This window comes from Methylophilaceae bacterium, from assembly GCA_018398995.1.
Classification (GTDB): domain Bacteria; phylum Pseudomonadota; class Gammaproteobacteria; order Burkholderiales; family Methylophilaceae.
On the sequence record CP073759.1, the window covers coordinates 721,723 to 741,409 of the forward strand.

The window sequence follows — 19,687 nt, forward strand, 5'->3', positions numbered from 1 at the left end:
TAAGCCTGCCGCCTTATTTTTAAATTACTTACTATTCAATAATTTTAGCAACGACACCCGCACCAACGGTACGGCCACCTTCACGAATAGCGAAGCGTAAACCTTCTTCCATCGCAATCGGTGCAATCAATGCAACTGAAATTGATACGTTATCTCCAGGCATTACCATCTCTGTGCCAGCTGGCAACTCAACAGCGCCCGTTACATCCGTTGTACGGAAGTAAAACTGTGGACGGTATCCTTGGAAAAATGGTGTATGACGACCACCCTCATCTTTACCCAACACATAAATCTCTGCTGTGAATTTTGTATGTGGCTTGATTGTACCCGCTTTAGCCAACACTTGACCACGCTCAACATCTTCGCGTTTAGTACCACGTAGCAATACACCTACGTTGTCGCCTGCTTGACCTTGATCTAGCAATTTACGGAACATTTCAACACCTGTACAGGTTGTTGATACGGTATCTTTGATACCAACGATTTCAATCTCGTCACCGACTTTTACAATGCCACGCTCAATACGGCCTGTTACTACAGTACCACGTCCTGAAATTGAGAATACGTCTTCAACTGGCATCAAGAATGCTCCATCAATCGCACGCTCTGGCATTGGAATGTAGCTGTCTAATGCTTCTGCTAATCTGAAAATTGCTGGCTCGCCAATCTCAGATTGGTCGCCTTCTAGTGCTAATTTAGCTGAACCACGGATAATGGGTGTGTCATCGCCTGGAAAGTCATATTTACTCAATAACTCACGTACTTCCATTTCAACCAACTCTAACAACTCTTCGTCGTCAACCATGTCAGCTTTATTTAGGAATACGATGATGTAAGGAACGCCAACTTGACGACCAAGCAGGATGTGCTCACGCGTCTGTGGCATTGGGCCGTCAGCAGCTGATACAACCAAAATAGCGCCGTCCATTTGTGCAGCACCAGTAATCATGTTCTTAACATAGTCAGCATGGCCTGGGCAATCAACGTGTGCGTAGTGACGTCCTTCTGTCTCGTACTCTACGTGTGAGGTATTAATCGTAATACCACGCGCCTTCTCTTCCGGGGCTGAGTCAATCTCAGCAAAGTCACGCTTATCGCCACCATATTTCTTCGTTAGCACTGTCGAAATCGCAGCCGTTAACGTTGTCTTACCGTGATCCACGTGACCAATTGTTCCCACGTTTACGTGCGGCTTGGTCCGTTCAAATTTACCTTTTGCCATGATTATCTTCCTTTAATATTCTATAAAAATCAATTACTGCTTATTCACAATTGCTTCAGCCACGTTTCTTGGCGCTTCCACGTAGTGCTTAAATTCCATGCTATACGATGCGCGACCTTGCGATAGTGAACGTACGGTTGTTGAATAACCAAACATTTCTGCCAAAGGCACTTCTGCACGGATGATTTTGCCTGTTGCATTATCATCCATTCCTTGAATGATACCGCGACGTGATGATAAATCGCCCATTACATCACCCATATAATCTTCAGGCGTTTCAATTTCAACCGACATCATTGGCTCAAGAATAACTGGGTTAGCCTTACGCATACCGGCTTTAAATGCCATAGACGCCGCCATTTTGAACGCATTTTCATTCGAGTCAACATCATGATATGAACCATCGAATAAAGTTACTTTTGCATCAACTACGGGGAACCCAGCCAACACACCTGCGGGAATGGTTTCACGTAAGCCTTTCTCTACCGCAGGAATAAATTCGCGTGGCACTGTACCGCCTTTAATCGCATCAATAAATTCAAAACCTTTACCTGCTTCATTTGGTTCCATTTTCAACCAAACATGACCATATTGACCTTTACCACCAGATTGTTTAACAAATTTACCTTCAATCTCAACAGTATCTTTGTAAGCTTCACGATAAGCAACTTGCGGTGCACCAATATTCGCTTCAACGTTAAATTCGCGGCGCATACGATCAACCAAAATTTCTAAGTGCAACTCACCCATACCAGAAATAATTGTTTGATTCGTTTCAATATCAGTTTTTACCCTAAATGAAGGATCTTCTTGTGCCAAACGGTTTAACGCAATACCCATTTTCTCTTGGTCAGCTTTTGTTTTTGGTTCAACAGCCACATGAATAACTGGCTCTGGAAAAACCATGCGTTCAAGGATGATTTCTTGGCCAACTGCACACAAAGTATCACCCGTCGTCGCATCTTTCAGACCAATCGCAGCAGCAATATCACCCGCACGCACCTCTTCAAGCGCTTCACGCGAGTTGGCGTGCATCTCTACAATACGACCAATACGCTCTTTTTTACCTTTGATTGGATTATATACACTGTCACCTGCATTAAGCGTACCTGAGTACACGCGGAAGAAAATCAATTGACCCACAAATGGATCCGTCATGATTTTAAATGCTAGCGCAGCAAATCTTTCATCGTCAGATGCTTTCAAGAAAACTTCATTACCCTCATCATCTTCAGCACGCGTATCGGGAATATCGGTTGGCGCAGGCATCAACTCAACCACTTTGTCCAACATCGCTTGCACGCCTTTATTTTTAAAAGCCGAACCGCACATCATTGGTACGATTTCAGAAGCAATGGTACGAATACGTAAACCTTCCAAAATATCCTCTTCTGACAAATCGCCATTTTCAAGATATTTGTTCATTAACGTTTCATTGGCCTCAGCAGCTGTTTCTACCATATTTGAACGCCATTTATCACAATCAGCCTGCAAAGCTGCTGGTATATCGCCGTATTCAAACTTCATGCCTTGCGACTCTTCATCCCAAATGATTGATTTCATTTTGATCAAATCAACAACACCAGTAAAAGTCTCCGCTGCGCCAACTGGTACTTGCAATGGTATTGGATTAGCTTTAAGACGTCCTCGCATTTGATCGTACACTTTGAAGAAATCAGCGCCTGCACGGTCCATTTTATTAACAAAAGCCAAGCGAGGCACTTTATATTTGTTAGCTTGACGCCAAACAGTCTCAGACTGTGGCTGAACGCCACCAACAGCACAATACACCATTACGGCACCATCAAGTACGCGCATTGAGCGTTCAACTTCAATTGTAAAGTCAACGTGACCAGGTGTATCGATAATATTGATACGATGTTGGTCAAATTGATTAGCCATACCCTTCCAGAAACAGGTAGTAGCTGCAGAAGTAATGGTAATACCACGCTCTTGTTCTTGCTCCATCCAGTCCATTGTTGCGGCGCCATCATGCACCTCACCAATTTTATGGTTTACACCTGTGTAAAATAAAATACGTTCCGTTGTTGTTGTTTTACCAGCGTCAATATGAGCAGAAATACCAATATTTCGATAGCGATTAATAGGGGTTATACGAGCCACAGTGATTACCTTTACTTAAATTCTTAAAGAGCGATTATTAATCAATACAATCAATGAATATTAAAATCTAAAATGCGAGAATGCTTTGTTTGCCTCAGCCATACGATGTACTTCTTCACGTTTTTTCATCGCAGAGCCACGACCTTCAGAAGCCTCCATTAATTCAGCTGCTAAACGCAAGCCCATTGATTTCTCACCACGCTTACGTGCGGCATCACGCATCCAACGCATGGCTAGCGCACTACGACGGCTAGGACGAACCTCAACTGGCACTTGATAGTTTGCACCACCAACACGACGCGACTTCACTTCTACAACTGGGCGCAAATTCACCAACGCAGTGGTAAAGACTTCTAATGCATCCTTGCCACTTTTGGCGGTAATTTGATCAAAAGCGCCATATAAAATACGCTCCGCAACTGACTTTTTACCACCAGTCATTAATACGTTGACGAATTTTGATACTTCTTCACTACCAAATTTTGGATCAGGAAGGATGTCACGCTTCGGGACTTCTCTACGTCTAGGCATTCTATTCTCTATTCTCTTAAGTTAATTTTGCTAGCAATTACACGAGCAAGGCATTTCAGCCGCTATTAAAAAATACTACTTTACTTACCTGCTTTAGGGCGTTTTGCACCGTATTTAGAACGAGATTGCTTACGATCTTTTACGCCCGCAGTATCTAAACTACCGCGCACCATATGGTAACGCACACCTGGCAAATCCTTTACACGACCGCCGCGCAATAACACCACACTATGCTCTTGTAAGTTATGACCTTCACCGCCAATATAACTAATCACTTCATAGCCATTAGTTAAGCGAACTTTGGCCACTTTACGTAACGCAGAGTTTGGTTTTTTTGGTGTGGTTGTGTAAACACGCGTACATACGCCACGCTTTTGTGGGCACGCTTCTAGCGCTGGCACTTTACTTTTAACAACCACTTTAGCGCGTGGTTTACGAATTAACTGATTAATGGTTGGCATTGCCTTGAACCCTTATTTTAAATGCTTTAAAAAAATACTTTTCGTGATGCTTAATAATACCCAACTACAGAATAGCGCTAATTGCAGGCAATTAGCCTATTCTGAAAAGCTGAGCATTGTATGGTCGGACCGCTCTTGTGTCAAGTTAAAAGTAGCTCGAATTTGCCGACCTCTTGTTAATTCAACATAAAAGCGACGCGATATTATTCTGCAGGTGTTTCAATATCTGGTGCAGCACTTTCGGCTTCTTGATTTACAGTGACTTCAAGTGGCTCATCCTGCTTAGCAAATAACTCTTCTGCCGCGGCCACTGCTGCAGACTCAACTAATCCAGACGCCGCTCTTCTACGGGACTCATGATAAGCCAAACCGGTACCTGCAGGAATCAAACGACCAACAATCACATTTTCTTTTAATCCGCGTAACTCATCACGTTTACCTAATATAGCTGCTTCGGTCAACACACGCGTAGTCTCTTGGAATGATGCTGCAGAAATAAACGAATCAGTTGAAAGTGATGCTTTAGTAATGCCAAGCAACACGTATTCATAACTAGCTGGGCGTTTATTTTCAGCAATGACTTTTTCGTTCTCTGTCAATACATCTGCACGTTCAACTTGTTCACCTTGAATAAAGCCTGTGTCGCCTGCATCGGTAATGCGAACACGACGTAACATTTGACGCACAATGACTTCAATGTGTTTATCGTTAATCTTAACACCTTGTAAGCGATACACATCTTGCACCTCATCGATCACATACCTTGCCAATGCTTCGCGTCCACGCAAACGCAGAATATCTTGTGGATCTGCTGGGCCGTCTACAATGCTTTCACCCTTGGTAACGACTTGGCCATCATGCACCGTTACGTGCTTATCTTTAGCGATTAGGAATTCACTCACTTCTCCATCCACATCGGTAATCACCAAACGTTGTTTACCTTTGGTATCTTTACCAAATGAAACACTACCAGTGACCTCAGCCAACATACCTGCATCCTTTGGTGAGCGCGCTTCAAATAATTCAGCCACTCGTGGTAGACCACCAGTAATGTCACGGTTTTTAGATGACTCTTGTGGGATACTTGCAATCACCTCACCCACACCGACATCTTGACCATCTTTTACAGTAATGATGCAGCCCAATTGGAATGTCACATTCACTGGCACATCACTGCCAGCTACCTTTACTTCTTGACCCGCAGCATCTAACAATTTAATTTGCGGACGCAAACCTTTGCTTTGACCTGCGCGCTGTTTAGGATCAATAACGACCAAAGTAGACAAACCAGTTACTTCATCGACTTGCTTAGCGACAGTAACACCCTCTTCAACGTTCTCGAACTTTACTTTACCTGCATATTCGATAATGATTGGTCTTGTATGCGGATCCCAAGTCGCTAGGGCTTGACCAGCCTTAACAGTTTTACCATCACTTACCGCTAACGTTGCACCGTAAGGTACTTTATGACGCTCGCGTTCACGAGCTGTGTTGTCGTCCATAATAATGACTTCGCCATTACGTGAAATCACCACTTGTTCGCCACGCGCATTGGTTACATAGCGCATATTTGAAGTAAAACTTAATGTACCGTTAGATTTACTTTCGACTTGACTAATGGTAGCCGCACGCGACACCGCACCACCAATATGGAAAGTACGCATAGTTAACTGAGTACCTGGCTCACCGATGGACTGGGCCGCAATTACACCAACGGCTTCACCCATACTAATCAACTTACCTCGACCTAAGTCGCGACCATAGCAAGTGGCACAGATACCGTAGCGCGTGTCGCACGTCAAGGCTGTACGCACTTTGACCTCATCAATACCCAAAGCATCAATTCTTTCAACTTCATCTTCACCTAACAGTGTGCCTGCGGGATAAATGACCTCTTGTGTCTCAGGATGAATCACGTCTAAAGCTGCTGTGCGGCCTAGAATTCGATCATGCAACGGCTCAACAATTTCACCACCTTTTACCAACGCCTTGGTGACCAAGCCTGAATCAGTTCCACAATCCAACTCGGTTACAACCAAATCTTGTGTAACATCAACTAAACGACGGGTTAAATAACCTGAGTTTGCTGTTTTTAATGCCGTATCTGCTAGGCCTTTACGGGCGCCGTGGGTAGAAATAAAGTATTGCAACACATTTAAGCCTTCTCGGAAGTTAGCCTTAATAGGTGTTTCAATAATAGAACCATCTGGCTTAGCCATCAAACCACGCATACCTGAAAGCTGTCTGACCTGTGCGGCTGAACCACGCGCACCAGAATCGGCCATCATATAAATCGCGTTAAATGACTCTTGTGTCATTGGCTTGCCATTTTCATCTTTTACTTGCTTGCCACTTGCATCTAGTACTTTTTCTTCGCGCAGTTGCTTCATCATGGCATCAGCAACTTTATCACCTGTGCGGCCCCAAATATCCACCACTTTATTGTAGCGCTCACCTTGGGTGACTAAACCAGATACATACTGGTCGTGAATTTCACGCACTTCTGCATCGGCGGCATTGATTAAGTCTTCTTTTTCTGCTGGCACAAGCATGTCGTTCACAGAAATAGAGATACCCGCTTTTGTCGCATAGGTATAACCTGTGTACATCAATTTATCAGCAAAGATAACTGTTTCACGTATACCAACTTGACGGAATGAAGCATTAATTAAGCGAGAAATCTCTTTCTTTTTCAATGCTTTTGATAAATGGCTGAACGACAAACCTGCTGGTAAAATTTCTGACAAGATTGCACGTCCAACCGTCGTTTCGTAACGATTGATTTTTTCTGTCTTATTACCTTCAACATCCATTTCATACTCTTTGATACGCACTGTAATTTTCGCGTGCAAATCAATCATACCTTGGTCATAGACGCGCTGCACTTCTTTTACGTCACTAAAAATCATGCCTTCACCGCGCGCATTTACCTTCTCACGCGTCATGTAATAAAGACCCAACACAATATCTTGTGAAGGCACAATAATTGGCTCACCATTTGCTGGTGATAGCACATTGTTTGAGGCCAACATTAAGGTGCGTGCTTCCATTTGCGCTTCTAAGCTTAATGGAACGTGAACAGCCATTTGGTCACCATCGAAGTCAGCGTTAAATGCCGAACAAACCAATGGGTGCAATTGAATCGCTTTACCTTCAATTAATACAGGCTCAAAGGCTTGGATACCCAAACGATGCAATGTAGGCGCACGGTTTAGCATCACAGGATGCTCACGAATGACGTCTTCCAAGATATCCCAAACTTCTGGTCCTTCTTCTTCTACTTTTTTCTTAGCTGCTTTAATGGTTGTTGCTAAACCCAACACTTCCAATTTATGGAAAATAAATGGTTTAAATAACTCAAGCGCCATTTTTTTAGGCAAGCCACATTGATGTAACTTAAGTTGTGGTCCAACCACAATCACTGAACGGCCTGAGTAATCGACACGTTTACCCAACAAGTTTTGACGGAAACGACCGCCTTTACCTTTAATCATGTCGGCCAATGATTTCAATGGTCGTTTATTTGCACCTGTCATCACTTTACCGCGACGACCATTGTCTAATAATGAGTCAACCGCTTCTTGCAACATACGCTTTTCGTTGCGGCAAATAATTTCTGGGGCACGCAACTCTAATAATCTTCTTAAACGATTATTACGGTTAATCACACGACGATATAAATCGTTCAAATCAGATGTTGCAAAACGACCACCATCTAATGGTACCAATGGACGCAGCTCTGGTGGTAATACTGGTAAGATTTCAAGTATCATCCACTCTGGTTTAATGCCAGATTTTTGGAATGCTTCTAATACTTTTAGACGCTTAGCAATTTTCTTAATTTTTGCTTCTGAGCCCGTTTCTGACAAATCTTTACGTAAGATTTCAATTTCTTGATGGATATCTAGGGTCTTTAACAGTTCACGCACCGCTTCAGCACCCATGACTGCATTAAACTCATCGCCGTACTCTTCCACTTTGGAAAGATAGTCATCCTCTGTTAACAACTGTCCGCGTACTAATGGCGTCATACCAGGATCAACCACAATGAATGCTTCAAAATAAAGCACACGCTCAATATCACGCAATGCAATATCTAATACCATACCTAAACGGCTTGGCAATGATTTTAAGAACCAAATATGCGCAACAGGAGATGCAAGCTCAATGTGCCCCATACGCTCACGACGTACTTTAGATAAAGTCACCTCAACACCGCATTTTTCACAAATCACACCGCGGTGTTTTAGGCGTTTATATTTACCACACAAACACTCATAATCTTTAGTTGGACCAAAGATTTTTGCACAGAATAAACCATCACGCTCAGGCTTGAATGTACGATAGTTGATGGTTTCAGGTTTTTTTACTTCCCCATAAGACCATGAACGGATTTTTTCAGGCGAGGCTAACGCGACCTTAATCGCGTCAAACTCTTCTTCTTGCGTTACCTGTTTAAATAAGTCTAATAGCGCTTTCATTTGACTTCTCCTCTAATGCACCCGCAGGCGCATAAATAAAAACTAATGCACCTAAAAGTGCGCATAATATAAATTAGTTGCGATCTAAATCGATGTCGATAGCAAGCGAACGAATTTCTTTTACCAGCACGTTAAATGACTCTGGCATACCAGCTTCAATTTTGTGTTCGCCTTTAACGATATTCTCATACACTTTAGTTCGACCATTAACGTCATCAGACTTAACAGTGAGCATCTCTTGCAAGGTATAAGCCGCACCATAAGCCTCCAATGCCCAAACCTCCATCTCACCAAAACGTTGACCGCCAAATTGCGCTTTACCGCCCAATGGTTGTTGCGTCACCAAGCTGTAAGGACCCGTTGAACGTGCATGCATTTTGTCATCAACCAAATGATGCAATTTCAATACATGCATATAACCAACGGTAACTGGACGTTCAAAAGCGTCCCCAGTGCGTCCATCAAATAATTTAACTTGCGTTTTACCAGCATGAAATTGTAACTGTTTGGTGCGCCCATCATCATCCGGGAAAGCCAAATCAAGCATTTCTTTAATATCAGACTCAGCAGCACCATCGAATACTGGTGTTGCGAAAGGCACGCCGCGTTTGAGATTATGCGCAAGCTCAATCACTTCAGCATCAGATAAACTGTCAATCTCTTCTTTTTTACCTGTACTATCGTTATACACTTTATTTAAAAATTCACGTATTTCAGCCACTTTAGTTTCAGCTTCTAACATTTCGGCAATTCGCATACCCAAGCCTTTAGCAGCCCAACCTAGATGTACTTCTAAAATCTGACCAATGTTCATACGAGACGGAACACCTAGTGGATTCAACACAATATCAACTGGCGTACCATCAGCCATATGTGGCATATCTTCAACTGGTGCAATTTTTGAAATAACCCCTTTGTTACCGTGACGACCAGCCATTTTATCGCCTGGCTGAATGCGACGTTTAACAGCTAAATAAACTTTAACCATTTTTTGCACGCCCGGTGGCAATTCATCACCTTGAGTTAATTTACGTTTTTTCTCTTCGTATTTATTGTCAAAATTAGCACGCGCAGTTGTTAATCCATCTTTTAGTTGTTCCAATTGACGTGCAGCATCTTCATCCGACAAACGAATATCAAACCAATCATAACGCCCTACCGAATCTAAATACTCAGCAGACACTTTGTCGCCTTTTTTCAGCTTGTTTGGACCGCCAGTTGCAACTTGACTTTCGATTAAGCGACGAATACGACCGAACGCATCATCTTCAACAATACGCATTTGATCGGCTAAATCTTGTTTAAAATGACCTAATTGATCATCAATGATTTGTTGTGCACGCGCATCACGATCAATCCCTTCACGCGTAAACACCTGCACATCAATCACTGTGCCCGTTGTTCCTGATGGTACACGCAAACTCGTATCTTTCACATCAGATGCTTTTTCACCAAAAATCGCACGTAGCAACTTTTCTTCTGGCGTTAATTGTGTCTCACCTTTTGGCGTCACTTTACCTACCAACACATCGCCAGCTTCGACTTCAGCACCAATATAAATGATGCCTGATTCGTCTAAACGGCCTAGCATACGCTCTGATAGATTCGAAATATCTTGTGTAATTTCCTCTGGCCCTAATTTGGTATCACGCGCAACAACGGATAACTCTTCAATATGAATAGACGTATAACGGTCATCTGCTACAACGCGCTCTGAGATTAAGATTGAATCCTCAAAGTTATAGCCGTTCCATGGCATAAAACCAACTAACATATTTTGACCAAGCGCCAATTCACCCATATCGGTAGAAGCACCATCGGCAATCACATCACCACGACGTAGAGTATCGCCAATTTTAACCAATGGTCGTTGGTTAATATTGGTATTTTGGTTTGAACGTGTGTATTTGGTTAAGTTGTAGATATCAACGCCTACTTGACCAGCAACGGCTTCATCATCATTCACGCGTACCACAATACGGCTTGAGTCAACATAATCAACAATACCGCCACGACTTGCTTGTACGATCGTACCTGAGTCAATCGCAACTGTACGCTCAATACCTGTCCCAACCACTGCTTTTTCAGCGCGTAAACATGGAACCGCTTGACGTTGCATGTTGGCACCCATCAGCGCACGGTTTGCATCATCATGCTCCAGGAATGGAATCAATGATGCAGCGACTGATACAATTTGTCCCGGTGCGACGTCCATATATTGGACGCTTTCAGGTTGCGCCATCGTAAATTCATTTTGATAACGTGAAGAGACGATTTCCTCTTTAAAACCACCTTTAGCATCAAGCTCAGTATTCGCTTGCGCAATCATGAATTCACTTTCTTCGATGGCAGAAAGGAAATCAATATCTTTCGATACTTTATTATCTTTTACACGGCGGTATGGTGTTTCTAAGAAACCATATTCATTAGTCCGTGCATACAATGCCAGCGAGTTAATCAAACCAATGTTTGGACCCTCTGGCGTTTCAATTGGACAAACGCGACCATAATGCGTCGTATGCACATCGCGCACTTCAAAACCTGCACGCTCGCGAGTCAAACCACCTGGGCCTAATGCAGAAATACGGCGCTTATGCGTAATCTCTGATAATGGATTAGTTTGATCCATAAACTGTGAAAGCTGACTTGAGCCAAAGAATTCTCTAATCGCACTTGAGACTGGCTTCGCATTAATCAAATCATGCGGCATTAGGTTATCTGATTCAGCTTGGCTTAAACGCTCTTTAACAGCACGCTCTACGCGCACCAAACCTGCACGGAATTGGTTCTCAGCTAATTCACCTACAGAGCGAATACGTCGATTGCCTAAGTGGTCAATATCATCAATCTCACCATGTCCATTACGCAACTCTAACAACACGCCAATCACAGCCAACACATCATCTGTCGACAGAATCATTTCGCCTGTATCACCCTGAGGACCCACGCGCTCATAGAATCGCTTCATCCAATCAGCAGTACGGTCTTCCAATTTAGTTGGGTAAGCACGGCGGTTAAACTTCATACGACCTACTACAGATAAATCATAGCGATCTGGATTAAAGAATAAACCTTGAAATAGCGCCTCTACTGAATCTTCAGTCGGCGGCTCACCTGGACGCATCATCCGATAAATAGCGGTACGTGCGGCATACTGATCTGGCACTTCATCGATACGTAGTGTTTGTGAAATAAAGTCACCATGATCCAAATCGTTTGAGTAAAGCGTATCAACTGTTTTGACTTTAGCTTCAACTAGCTTCTCAAACAACTCTTCAGTCATTTCATCATTCGCATTAGCAATCACTTCACCTGTTTCGGTGTCGATAATGTTTTTCATGATGGCGCGGCCCAGCATAAACTCAGCTGGCACTGCGATTTTATCAATGCCCGCTTTTTCAATTTCACGAATATGTTTAACAGTGATACGTTTATCTTTTGCAACCACTACTACGCCATTTTTATCGGTAATATCAAATTTTGCTACTTCACCGCGTAAACGATCAGGCACTAAAGTGAACTCCACCCCTTTAGGTCCAATGTGGAATGTGTCGGTATCTCCGAAAGCTTCTAAAATCTGCTCTGGCATAAAGCCGAGCGCTTTTAACAACACAGTGACCGGCATTTTACGACGGCGATCAACGCGGAAATACAAATAATCCTTAGGATCAAACTCAAAATCCAACCAAGAACCACGATAAGGAATCACGCGCGCAGAAAATAGCAACTTGCCTGAACTGTGTGTTTTACCTCTATCGTGCTCAAAGAACACACCTGGACTGCGGTGCAATTGTGAAACAATCACCCGCTCAGTACCATTAATCACAAATGAGCCGTTTTCAGTCATCAATGGCAACTCGCCCATATAAACTTCCTGCTCTTTAACTTCTTTTACCGTAGACTTAGATGCCTCTTTGTCCATTATCGTTAGACGCACTTTAACTCGAATTGGTGCAGCATAAGTTAAGCCTCGCTGCTGACATTCCTTTACATCAAATGGCTCAGCACCTAATTGGTAGCTGACATAATCTAAGCGCGCATTACCCGAATGACTCTCAATTGGAAAAACCGATCTGAAAGCTGACTCGAGGCCTGTATTTTTACGCTCGTCCCGTGAAGCATCCGCCTGTAGAAAGGCTTTGTAGGACTCCAATTGCATCGCAAGTAAGTAAGGTACTTCCTGCACACTTTCTCTTTTAGCGAAACTCTTACGAATACGTTTTTTTTCGGTAAAGGAATAGCTCATAGCGTCTCCTGATATTTTTTGAGGGTAGAAATCAAAGAACTAGAAATTCTAATGCTTTGATTTATAACATCTTTTAATATTAAAAATCGATTACATTTTGATACAATTTTTACTATCTATAAACAGCTTAGGCTGACGGTTTCCCGCCAGCCTAACTTAATCACATAACTTAATTATTTAAGTTCGCCAGTAGCACCAGCTTCAATTAATTTTTTCAATGCTTCGTCAGCTTCTGCTTTTGCCAAACCTTCTTTAATTGTTTTAGGTGCTCCATCCACTAAATCTTTAGCTTCTTTCAAACCAAGACCAGTTAATTCACGAACAGCTTTAATTACGCTTACTTTTTGTTCGCCAGCTGCAGTTAACACCACGTCGAACTCTGATTTTTCAGCTGCTGCAGCACCACTATCACCACCTGCTGCTGGCGCTGCAACTGCAACTGCTGCTGCGGCTGCAGATACACCAAATTTTTCTTCCATTTCTTTAATCAATGCAGATAAATCTAAAACTGACATTGCACTGATTGCTTCTAAGATATCGTCTTTTGAAATTGCCATTTGTAAAACTCCTAAAATTTAAATATTAAGTTAGCGTAAAATTAAGCTGCTTTTTGATCACGTACTGCAGCAAGACCGCGTACAAATTTGGTAGGCACTTCATTAAGTGTCTGCACAAATTTGGCCACAGGAGCTTGCATAGTACCGAGCAATTTAGACAACAGCTCTTCACGGCTAGGCATTGTTGCCAACGCTTTTACACCTGCTTGGTCTAAAACTTCGTTTGGCATTGCGCCTGCTTTGATCACAAACTTATCGTTAGTCTTCGCAAAACTGTTCATTACTTTTGCTGCTGCCACTGGATCGGCTGAAATGCCAAACATCAATGGACCAACCATATCGTTTGTTAAACCAGAAAACGGCGTACCGTCGATTGCACGACGGACTAACGTGTTTTTAAGAACACGCAAATAAACACCAGCTTTTCTAGCTTCAGCTCTTAGTGACGTAATTTCTGTCACCGTCAAGCCACGATACTCAGCAAGAACAATTGCTTGCGCCGACGCGACTTGCTCGCTGACTTCAGCAACTACTGCTTTTTTCTCTGTTAGATTGAGACTCAAGGTCTTTTCTCCTTCCGTTAATGTTAAGTACAATACCTAAATATCGCACCACTCACGGCGTCCTTGATTCAGGGCTTACAAATCCTGTATCGGGTTCGCCATCTGCGTTGGATTCCGATAAACAATAACAGAGGATTGAATCACTTCATTCACCCATTACTGATCAACATCAATTAAGCCCTTATGGGCACCAACGGTCTTTGATGCTCTTGCTACTTTATTTAAAGCAGCAAGCCCAAAGTTCTTTCAAACCGAGCAAATGCTCGGCAATTCCTTATGATGCTAGTGTAGCTTGATCCACGCGAATACCAGGACCCATCGTGCTAGAAATAGACATTTTCTTTAAATAAACACCTTTAGATGAAGCTGGCTTAGCTTTACTGATCGCCTCTACTAACGCAATCATATTTCCTGAAAGTTGTTCAACGGTAAATGAAGCACGGCCGATTGTGCAATGAATAATACCGCCTTTATCTGTACGGTATTGCACCTGACCAGCTTTCGCATTTTTTACTGCTGTTGCTGCATCTGGCGTTACCGTACCCACTTTTGGGTTTGGCATTAAACCACGTGGGCCTAATACTTGACCTAAGGTACCAACTATTCTCATTGCATCTGGTGTTGCAATCACAACATCAAAATCCATCATGCCGCCTTTAATTTGCTCAGCAAGGTCTTCAAAACCTACAATATCAGCACCCGCTTCTTTAGCTGCATCTGCTTGTGCACCTTGTGCAAAAACAGCTACTCGTGTTGTTTTACCAATACCATTTGGCAACACTAAAGAACCGCGAACCAATTGATCTGATTTTTTAGCATCAATTCCTAGGTTAATTGAGATATCAATAGACTCATCAAACTTAACTTTTGCACCTTCTTTAGCAAGTGTTAGCGCCTCTTGCGCTGGATATAATTTATTACGATCAATTTTTGCACGAAGTGCATTTATTCTTTTAGCCATCTTATTCACCCTCCACAATAATGCCCATACTGCGCGCACTACCTGCAATTGTGCGCACAGCTGCATCCATATCAGCGGCGGTCAAATCAGGCATCTTAGTTGTTGCAATTTCTTCAGCTTGCTTACGGGTAATAGTCGCCACTTTATCAACGTGTGGACGCGGAGACCCTTTAGTAATTTTAGCCGCCTTCTTCAGCAAAATTGATGCTGGTGGCGTTTTCATGATGAAAGTGAAGCTCTTATCTGCAAATGCAGTAATGACTACAGGAATTGGCAAACCAGGCTCTACACCTTGTGTTGCAGCATTAAATGCTTTACAAAATTCCATGATATTCAAACCACGTTGACCCAACGCTGGACCAACCGGTGGACTTGGGTTTGCTTTACCTGCAGGTATCTGCAGCTTGATATAACCGATGACTTTTTTTGCCATTTTGCTACTCCTAAATTGGGTGCAAACGCCTTTAAAATAAAGGCTCCCCGTTAACAATACTTGCTACTAAACTTCTTTATTTACTTGACTAAAATCCAACTCAACAGGTGTTGCGCGGCCAAAAATAGAAACTGACACACGCACTTTACTTTTCTCGTAATTGACCTCTTCAATATTGCCAGAGAAATCTTTGAATGGCCCATCAATGACACGCACAGATTCGCCTTTTTCAAACGTCATTTTCTGCGTTGGATTCGATTTGCTATCATCCATGCGCTGTAAGATGATTTCAACTTCTTTATCTTTTATTGGTGTTGGTTTCTGCGCACTTCCACCAATAAATGCAGTTACTCGGGGCGTACTTTTAATTAGATGCCAGCTCGCATCTGTCATCGCCATCTGTACTAATACGTACCCAGGATACAAACGTCGCTCAGAGATTTTTTTAACGCCTGATTTCATCTCTACAACTTCTTCAATCGGCACTAAAATATCACCAAAATGATCTTGAATATCGGAGCGACCAATACGCTCTTCTAGCGCAGCTTTAACGGACTTCTCCATACTTGAAAACACCTGAACTGCATACCAATGCATTTCCATTAAGCACTCCGTCCTAATACCCATTGAATCATCTGTGAAAAGCCAATATCAATTACCCACAAGAAAGCCGCCATCACCACCACCAAAACAAAAACAACTATCGTCGTTTGAACCGTTTCTTTCCGTGTTGGCCAAACCACGCGCTTCGCTTCTGCAATTGAATCACCGACAAAATCAAATGCTTGCTGACCTATTGGTATTGTTTTAAACAGCAAAGCTGCAAGTACAACACCCACAATTACAATAACAATACGTAATACCAATGGGCTTTCAGCCAAAAGATAAAAACCAGCGATACCCGCGGCAATGAGCAGCAAGGACAGCACCAGCTTAATTTTATCTACCATAATTAATCACTTAACTTTATACGGCAACTCAACAGATGAGTTACACTATTATTTGGCAGGCCAAGAGGGCTTCGAACCCCCAACCCTCGGTTTTGGAGACCGATACTCTACCAATTGAGCTATTGGCCTGTAAGCACTACAAACATCAAAAGCTACGCTAGATTAGCGTAGCTTATTTTACTAATTACTTATTCAATAATTTTAGCAACGACACCCGCACCAACGGTACGGCCACCTTCACGAATAGCGAAGCGTAAACCTTCTTCCATCGCAATCGGTGCAATCAATGCAACTGAAATTGATACGTTATCTCCAGGCATTACCATCTCTGTGCCAGCTGGCAACTCAACAGCGCCCGTTACATCCGTTGTACGGAAGTAAAACTGTGGACGGTATCCTTGGAAAAATGGTGTATGACGACCACCCTCATCTTTACCCAACACATAAATCTCTGCTGTGAATTTTGTATGTGGCTTGATTGTACCCGCTTTAGCCAACACTTGACCACGCTCAACATCTTCGCGTTTAGTACCACGTAGCAATACACCTACGTTGTCGCCTGCTTGACCTTGATCTAGCAATTTACGGAACATTTCAACACCTGTACAGGTTGTTGATACGGTATCTTTGATACCAACGATTTCAATCTCGTCACCGACTTTTACAATGCCACGCTCAATACGGCCTGTTACTACAGTACCACGTCCTGAAATTGAGAATACGTCTTCAACTGGCATCAAGAATGCTCCATCAATCGCACGCTCTGGCATTGGAATGTAGCTGTCTAATGCTTCTGCTAATCTGAAAATTGCTGGCTCGCCAATCTCAGATTGGTCGCCTTCTAGTGCTAATTTAGCTGAACCACGGATAATGGGTGTGTCATCGCCTGGAAAGTCATATTTACTCAATAACTCACGTACTTCCATTTCAACCAACTCTAACAACTCTTCGTCGTCAACCATGTCAGCTTTATTTAGGAATACGATGATGTAAGGAACGCCAACTTGACGACCAAGCAGGATGTGCTCACGCGTCTGTGGCATTGGGCCGTCAGCAGCTGATACAACCAAAATAGCGCCGTCCATTTGTGCAGCACCAGTAATCATGTTCTTAACATAGTCAGCATGGCCTGGGCAATCAACGTGTGCGTAGTGACGTCCTTCTGTCTCGTACTCTACGTGTGAGGTATTAATCGTAATACCACGCGCCTTCTCTTCCGGGGCTGAGTCAATCTCAGCAAAGTCACGCTTATCGCCACCATATTTCTTCGTTAGCACTGTCGAAATCGCAGCCGTTAACGTTGTCTTACCGTGATCCACGTGACCAATTGTTCCCACGTTTACGTGCGGCTTGGTCCGTTCAAATTTACCTTTTGCCATCTTCCAGTCCTTTACTTTAATTAGTTTTAACTAAAATTTTATTAACTTAATTTATCTTGCTTTATAAAAGTTTTATTTAACTTAATAAAACTTTAACCTTCTAAAAATCATTCTTACAACCTTTGCAGCGACTCGTGGTGCCCATGGCGGGAATCGGACCCGCGACCTCTCCCTTACCAAGGGAGTGCTCTACCACTGAGCCACATGGGCCACTAACATTCCAAATGAATGCCTTACTGGAGCGGGAGACGAGGCTCGAACTCGCGACATTCAGTTTGGAAAACTGAAGCTCTACCAACTGAGCTACTCCCGCACTGCGGCTCACACTTACCTATTACTCACTTCTATTCAATCTTAACTACCGCTTAATGGTGGAGGGGGAAGGATTCGAACCTTCGTACTCAGAGAGAACGGATTTACAGTCCGTCGCCTTTAACCACTCGGCCACCCCTCCTAACCGAACCCGCGATTATGCTTAACTTTTAAACTACTGTCAAACAAATCAAGCATAAAAAAGCCACTTAAAGTGGCATATTTAGCTTATTTCACAATGAATCTTTAACATCTTTGGTGCCGGATATCGGAATCGAACTGATGACCTTCGCATTACAAGTGCGCTGCTCTACCATCTGAGCTAATCCGGCATTTATTTGAGGCGTGACTATAGCATTTTTTATATTTTAAACGCTAGTGTTTTTTTAAATAATTTTTATCGTATTCAAAAAAATTATTTGACGACAGTCAGGTTAGGTCCTTTTTTAGCGCTTTTAGGCGCCAACTCAGACTTCTCAATCACTTTCATATCATGCCCACTAACAGAGGAATCCTCAGCTTCCATTTCAAAAAACATTCCCTGCCCGTTTTCACGCGCAAAAATTCCACGAACTGCTATTATTGGTATATACAAATTCTGCGCATGGCCACCAAATCGCGCAGAAAAACAAATAGCCTCATTATCAATGTTCAAATCTTTGGTAGCTGAATAATTGAGATTAAGCACAATTTCACCGTTTTTAATGAAGGCCTTTGGTACAATTGTTTGTGCATTTACTGCAACCAATAAGTAGGGAGTTAAACCATTGTCCACGCACCATTGATGGATAGCGCGAATCATATATGGCTTAGTTGATCCTAAGCTATCAGCCATAATTATCGACGCATCACTTTTTCTGAGGGCGTCATTGCATCTGCATATAGTGGACGTGAAAATAAACGCTCTGCATATTTAAGCAATGGCGCAGCTTGATTTGGCATTTCGATACCATAATGCTCCAACCGCCACAATAATGGAGTAACGGCAACGTCTAACATGGAATATTCTTCACCTAGCAAGTAATCTCGCTTACTAAAAATAGGAACAAGCTGTGTTAAATTATCACGCACTGTCTTTCGCGCTTTTGTCACACGCTCATCGTCGTTCGATTCCAAGTCTTTAATATGACTAAATAAATCTTGCTCAAAGTTATGAAGAAAAAGCCGTGCGCGTGCGCGCATGACCGGATCTGCCGGCATTAATTGCGGGTGCGGGAAACGTTCGTCAATATACTCATTGATGATATTTGCTTCTGACAATACTAAATCCCGCTCAACTAATACTGGCACATTACCATACGGATTCAACACAGCAAGATCTTCTGTCTTATTGGCCAAATCCACATCTATCACATCAAAATCCATCCCTTTTTCAAATAATACAATACGACAACGGTGACTGAAAGGGTCGACCGATCCTGAATATAATTTCATCATAATTACTTTACCCTTAAATGCGCTTACTGT

At 42.7% G+C, this 19,687-nt stretch carries 15 protein-coding genes and 5 tRNA genes; all 20 read right to left on the minus strand.

Annotated features, from left to right (window positions below; all coding sequences use genetic code 11):
* Positions 1-31: 31 nt before the first annotated feature.
* Positions 32-1,222: an elongation factor Tu gene (gene tuf, locus KFB94_03735; GenBank protein QVL46224.1), complete on the minus strand. Its 1,191-nt coding sequence runs from the start codon at positions 1,220-1,222 to the stop codon at positions 32-34.
* Positions 1,223-1,255: 33 nt separating this feature from the next.
* Positions 1,256-3,346 carry an elongation factor G gene (gene fusA / locus KFB94_03740; GenBank protein QVL46225.1) on the minus strand — a complete coding sequence of 697 codons (2,091 nt, stop codon included), beginning with the start codon at positions 3,344-3,346 and terminating at the stop codon, positions 1,256-1,258.
* Between the two features lie 60 nt (positions 3,347-3,406).
* Positions 3,407-3,877, minus strand: coding sequence for a 30S ribosomal protein S7 (gene rpsG, locus KFB94_03745; protein QVL46226.1), 471 nt, complete (start codon positions 3,875-3,877; stop codon positions 3,407-3,409).
* Between the two features lie 80 nt (positions 3,878-3,957).
* Positions 3,958-4,338 (minus strand): 30S ribosomal protein S12, encoded by a 381-nt coding sequence (gene rpsL, locus KFB94_03750; protein QVL46227.1) that lies wholly within the window; start codon positions 4,336-4,338, stop codon positions 3,958-3,960.
* 203 nt (positions 4,339-4,541) lie between these two features.
* Positions 4,542-8,819, minus strand: a complete 4,278-nt coding sequence (rpoC, locus tag KFB94_03755; protein QVL46228.1) for a DNA-directed RNA polymerase subunit beta' — start codon at positions 8,817-8,819, stop codon at positions 4,542-4,544.
* A gap of 73 nt (positions 8,820-8,892) precedes the next feature.
* Positions 8,893-13,065, minus strand: a complete 4,173-nt coding sequence (gene rpoB / locus KFB94_03760; GenBank protein QVL46229.1) for a DNA-directed RNA polymerase subunit beta — start codon at positions 13,063-13,065, stop codon at positions 8,893-8,895.
* 173 nt (positions 13,066-13,238) lie between these two features.
* A complete protein-coding gene (gene rplL / locus KFB94_03765; GenBank protein QVL46230.1) occupies positions 13,239-13,622 on the minus strand; it encodes a 50S ribosomal protein L7/L12 in 384 nt (127 codons plus the stop codon).
* A 41-nt stretch (positions 13,623-13,663) separates the two neighbouring features.
* Positions 13,664-14,185, minus strand: coding sequence for a 50S ribosomal protein L10 (rplJ, locus tag KFB94_03770; GenBank protein QVL46231.1), 522 nt, complete (start codon positions 14,183-14,185; stop codon positions 13,664-13,666).
* Between the two features lie 274 nt (positions 14,186-14,459).
* Entirely contained in the window at positions 14,460-15,146 is a 687-nt protein-coding gene (gene rplA / locus KFB94_03775; protein QVL46232.1) for a 50S ribosomal protein L1, read from the minus strand.
* Position 15,147: 1 nt separating this feature from the next.
* Entirely contained in the window at positions 15,148-15,579 is a 432-nt protein-coding gene (gene rplK / locus KFB94_03780) for a 50S ribosomal protein L11 (GenBank protein ID QVL46233.1), read from the minus strand.
* A 66-nt stretch (positions 15,580-15,645) separates the two neighbouring features.
* Positions 15,646-16,182 carry a transcription termination/antitermination protein NusG gene (gene nusG / locus KFB94_03785; protein QVL46234.1) on the minus strand — a complete coding sequence of 179 codons (537 nt, stop codon included), beginning with the start codon at positions 16,180-16,182 and terminating at the stop codon, positions 15,646-15,648.
* Positions 16,182-16,529 (minus strand): preprotein translocase subunit SecE, encoded by a 348-nt coding sequence (gene secE, locus KFB94_03790; GenBank protein ID QVL46235.1) that lies wholly within the window; start codon positions 16,527-16,529, stop codon positions 16,182-16,184. Before secE ends, nusG begins: the two co-directional genes overlap by 1 nt.
* Positions 16,530-16,582: 53 nt before the next feature.
* A tRNA-Trp gene (locus KFB94_03795) sits at positions 16,583-16,658 on the minus strand.
* 59 nt (positions 16,659-16,717) lie between these two features.
* Positions 16,718-17,908 (minus strand): elongation factor Tu, encoded by a 1,191-nt coding sequence (tuf, locus tag KFB94_03800; GenBank protein ID QVL46236.1) that lies wholly within the window; start codon positions 17,906-17,908, stop codon positions 16,718-16,720.
* Between the two features lie 135 nt (positions 17,909-18,043).
* Positions 18,044-18,118, minus strand: a tRNA-Thr gene (locus KFB94_03805).
* A 27-nt stretch (positions 18,119-18,145) separates the two neighbouring features.
* Positions 18,146-18,221, minus strand: a tRNA-Gly gene (locus tag KFB94_03810).
* A 56-nt stretch (positions 18,222-18,277) separates the two neighbouring features.
* Positions 18,278-18,362, minus strand: a tRNA-Tyr gene (locus KFB94_03815).
* A gap of 114 nt (positions 18,363-18,476) precedes the next feature.
* Positions 18,477-18,552, minus strand: a tRNA-Thr gene (locus tag KFB94_03820).
* Between the two features lie 83 nt (positions 18,553-18,635).
* Positions 18,636-19,055, minus strand: coding sequence for a ClpXP protease specificity-enhancing factor (locus KFB94_03825; GenBank protein QVL46237.1), 420 nt, complete (start codon positions 19,053-19,055; stop codon positions 18,636-18,638).
* Positions 19,056-19,057: 2 nt separating this feature from the next.
* A complete protein-coding gene (locus KFB94_03830; GenBank protein ID QVL46238.1) occupies positions 19,058-19,657 on the minus strand; it encodes a glutathione S-transferase N-terminal domain-containing protein in 600 nt (199 codons plus the stop codon).
* Between the last annotated feature and the right edge of the window lie 30 nt (positions 19,658-19,687).

Bases quoted from the DNA above. Each gene is read 5' to 3' on its own strand.
- secE (QVL46235.1), bottom strand. From the start codon at position 16,529: ATGGTAGATAAAATTAAGCTGGTGCTGTCCTTGCTGCTCATTGCCGCG.
- KFB94_03830 (QVL46238.1), bottom strand. From the start codon at position 19,657: ATGATGAAATTATATTCAGGATCGGTCGACCCTTTCAGTCACCGTTGT.
- rpsG (QVL46226.1), bottom strand. From the start codon at position 3,877: ATGCCTAGACGTAGAGAAGTCCCGAAGCGTGACATCCTTCCTGATCCA.
- tuf (QVL46236.1), bottom strand. From the start codon at position 17,908: ATGGCAAAAGGTAAATTTGAACGGACCAAGCCGCACGTAAACGTGGGA.
- rplK (QVL46233.1), bottom strand. From the start codon at position 15,579: ATGGCAAAAAAAGTCATCGGTTATATCAAGCTGCAGATACCTGCAGGT.
- tuf (QVL46224.1), bottom strand. From the start codon at position 1,222: ATGGCAAAAGGTAAATTTGAACGGACCAAGCCGCACGTAAACGTGGGA.
- KFB94_03825 (QVL46237.1), bottom strand. From the start codon at position 19,055: ATGGCTGATAGCTTAGGATCAACTAAGCCATATATGATTCGCGCTATC.
- rplA (QVL46232.1), bottom strand. From the start codon at position 15,146: ATGGCTAAAAGAATAAATGCACTTCGTGCAAAAATTGATCGTAATAAA.
- rpsL (QVL46227.1), bottom strand. From the start codon at position 4,338: ATGCCAACCATTAATCAGTTAATTCGTAAACCACGCGCTAAAGTGGTT.
- rpoC (QVL46228.1), bottom strand. From the start codon at position 8,819: ATGAAAGCGCTATTAGACTTATTTAAACAGGTAACGCAAGAAGAAGAG.
- rpoB (QVL46229.1), bottom strand. From the start codon at position 13,065: ATGAGCTATTCCTTTACCGAAAAAAAACGTATTCGTAAGAGTTTCGCT.
- nusG (QVL46234.1), bottom strand. From the start codon at position 16,182: ATGGAAATGCATTGGTATGCAGTTCAGGTGTTTTCAAGTATGGAGAAG.
- rplL (QVL46230.1), bottom strand. From the start codon at position 13,622: ATGGCAATTTCAAAAGACGATATCTTAGAAGCAATCAGTGCAATGTCA.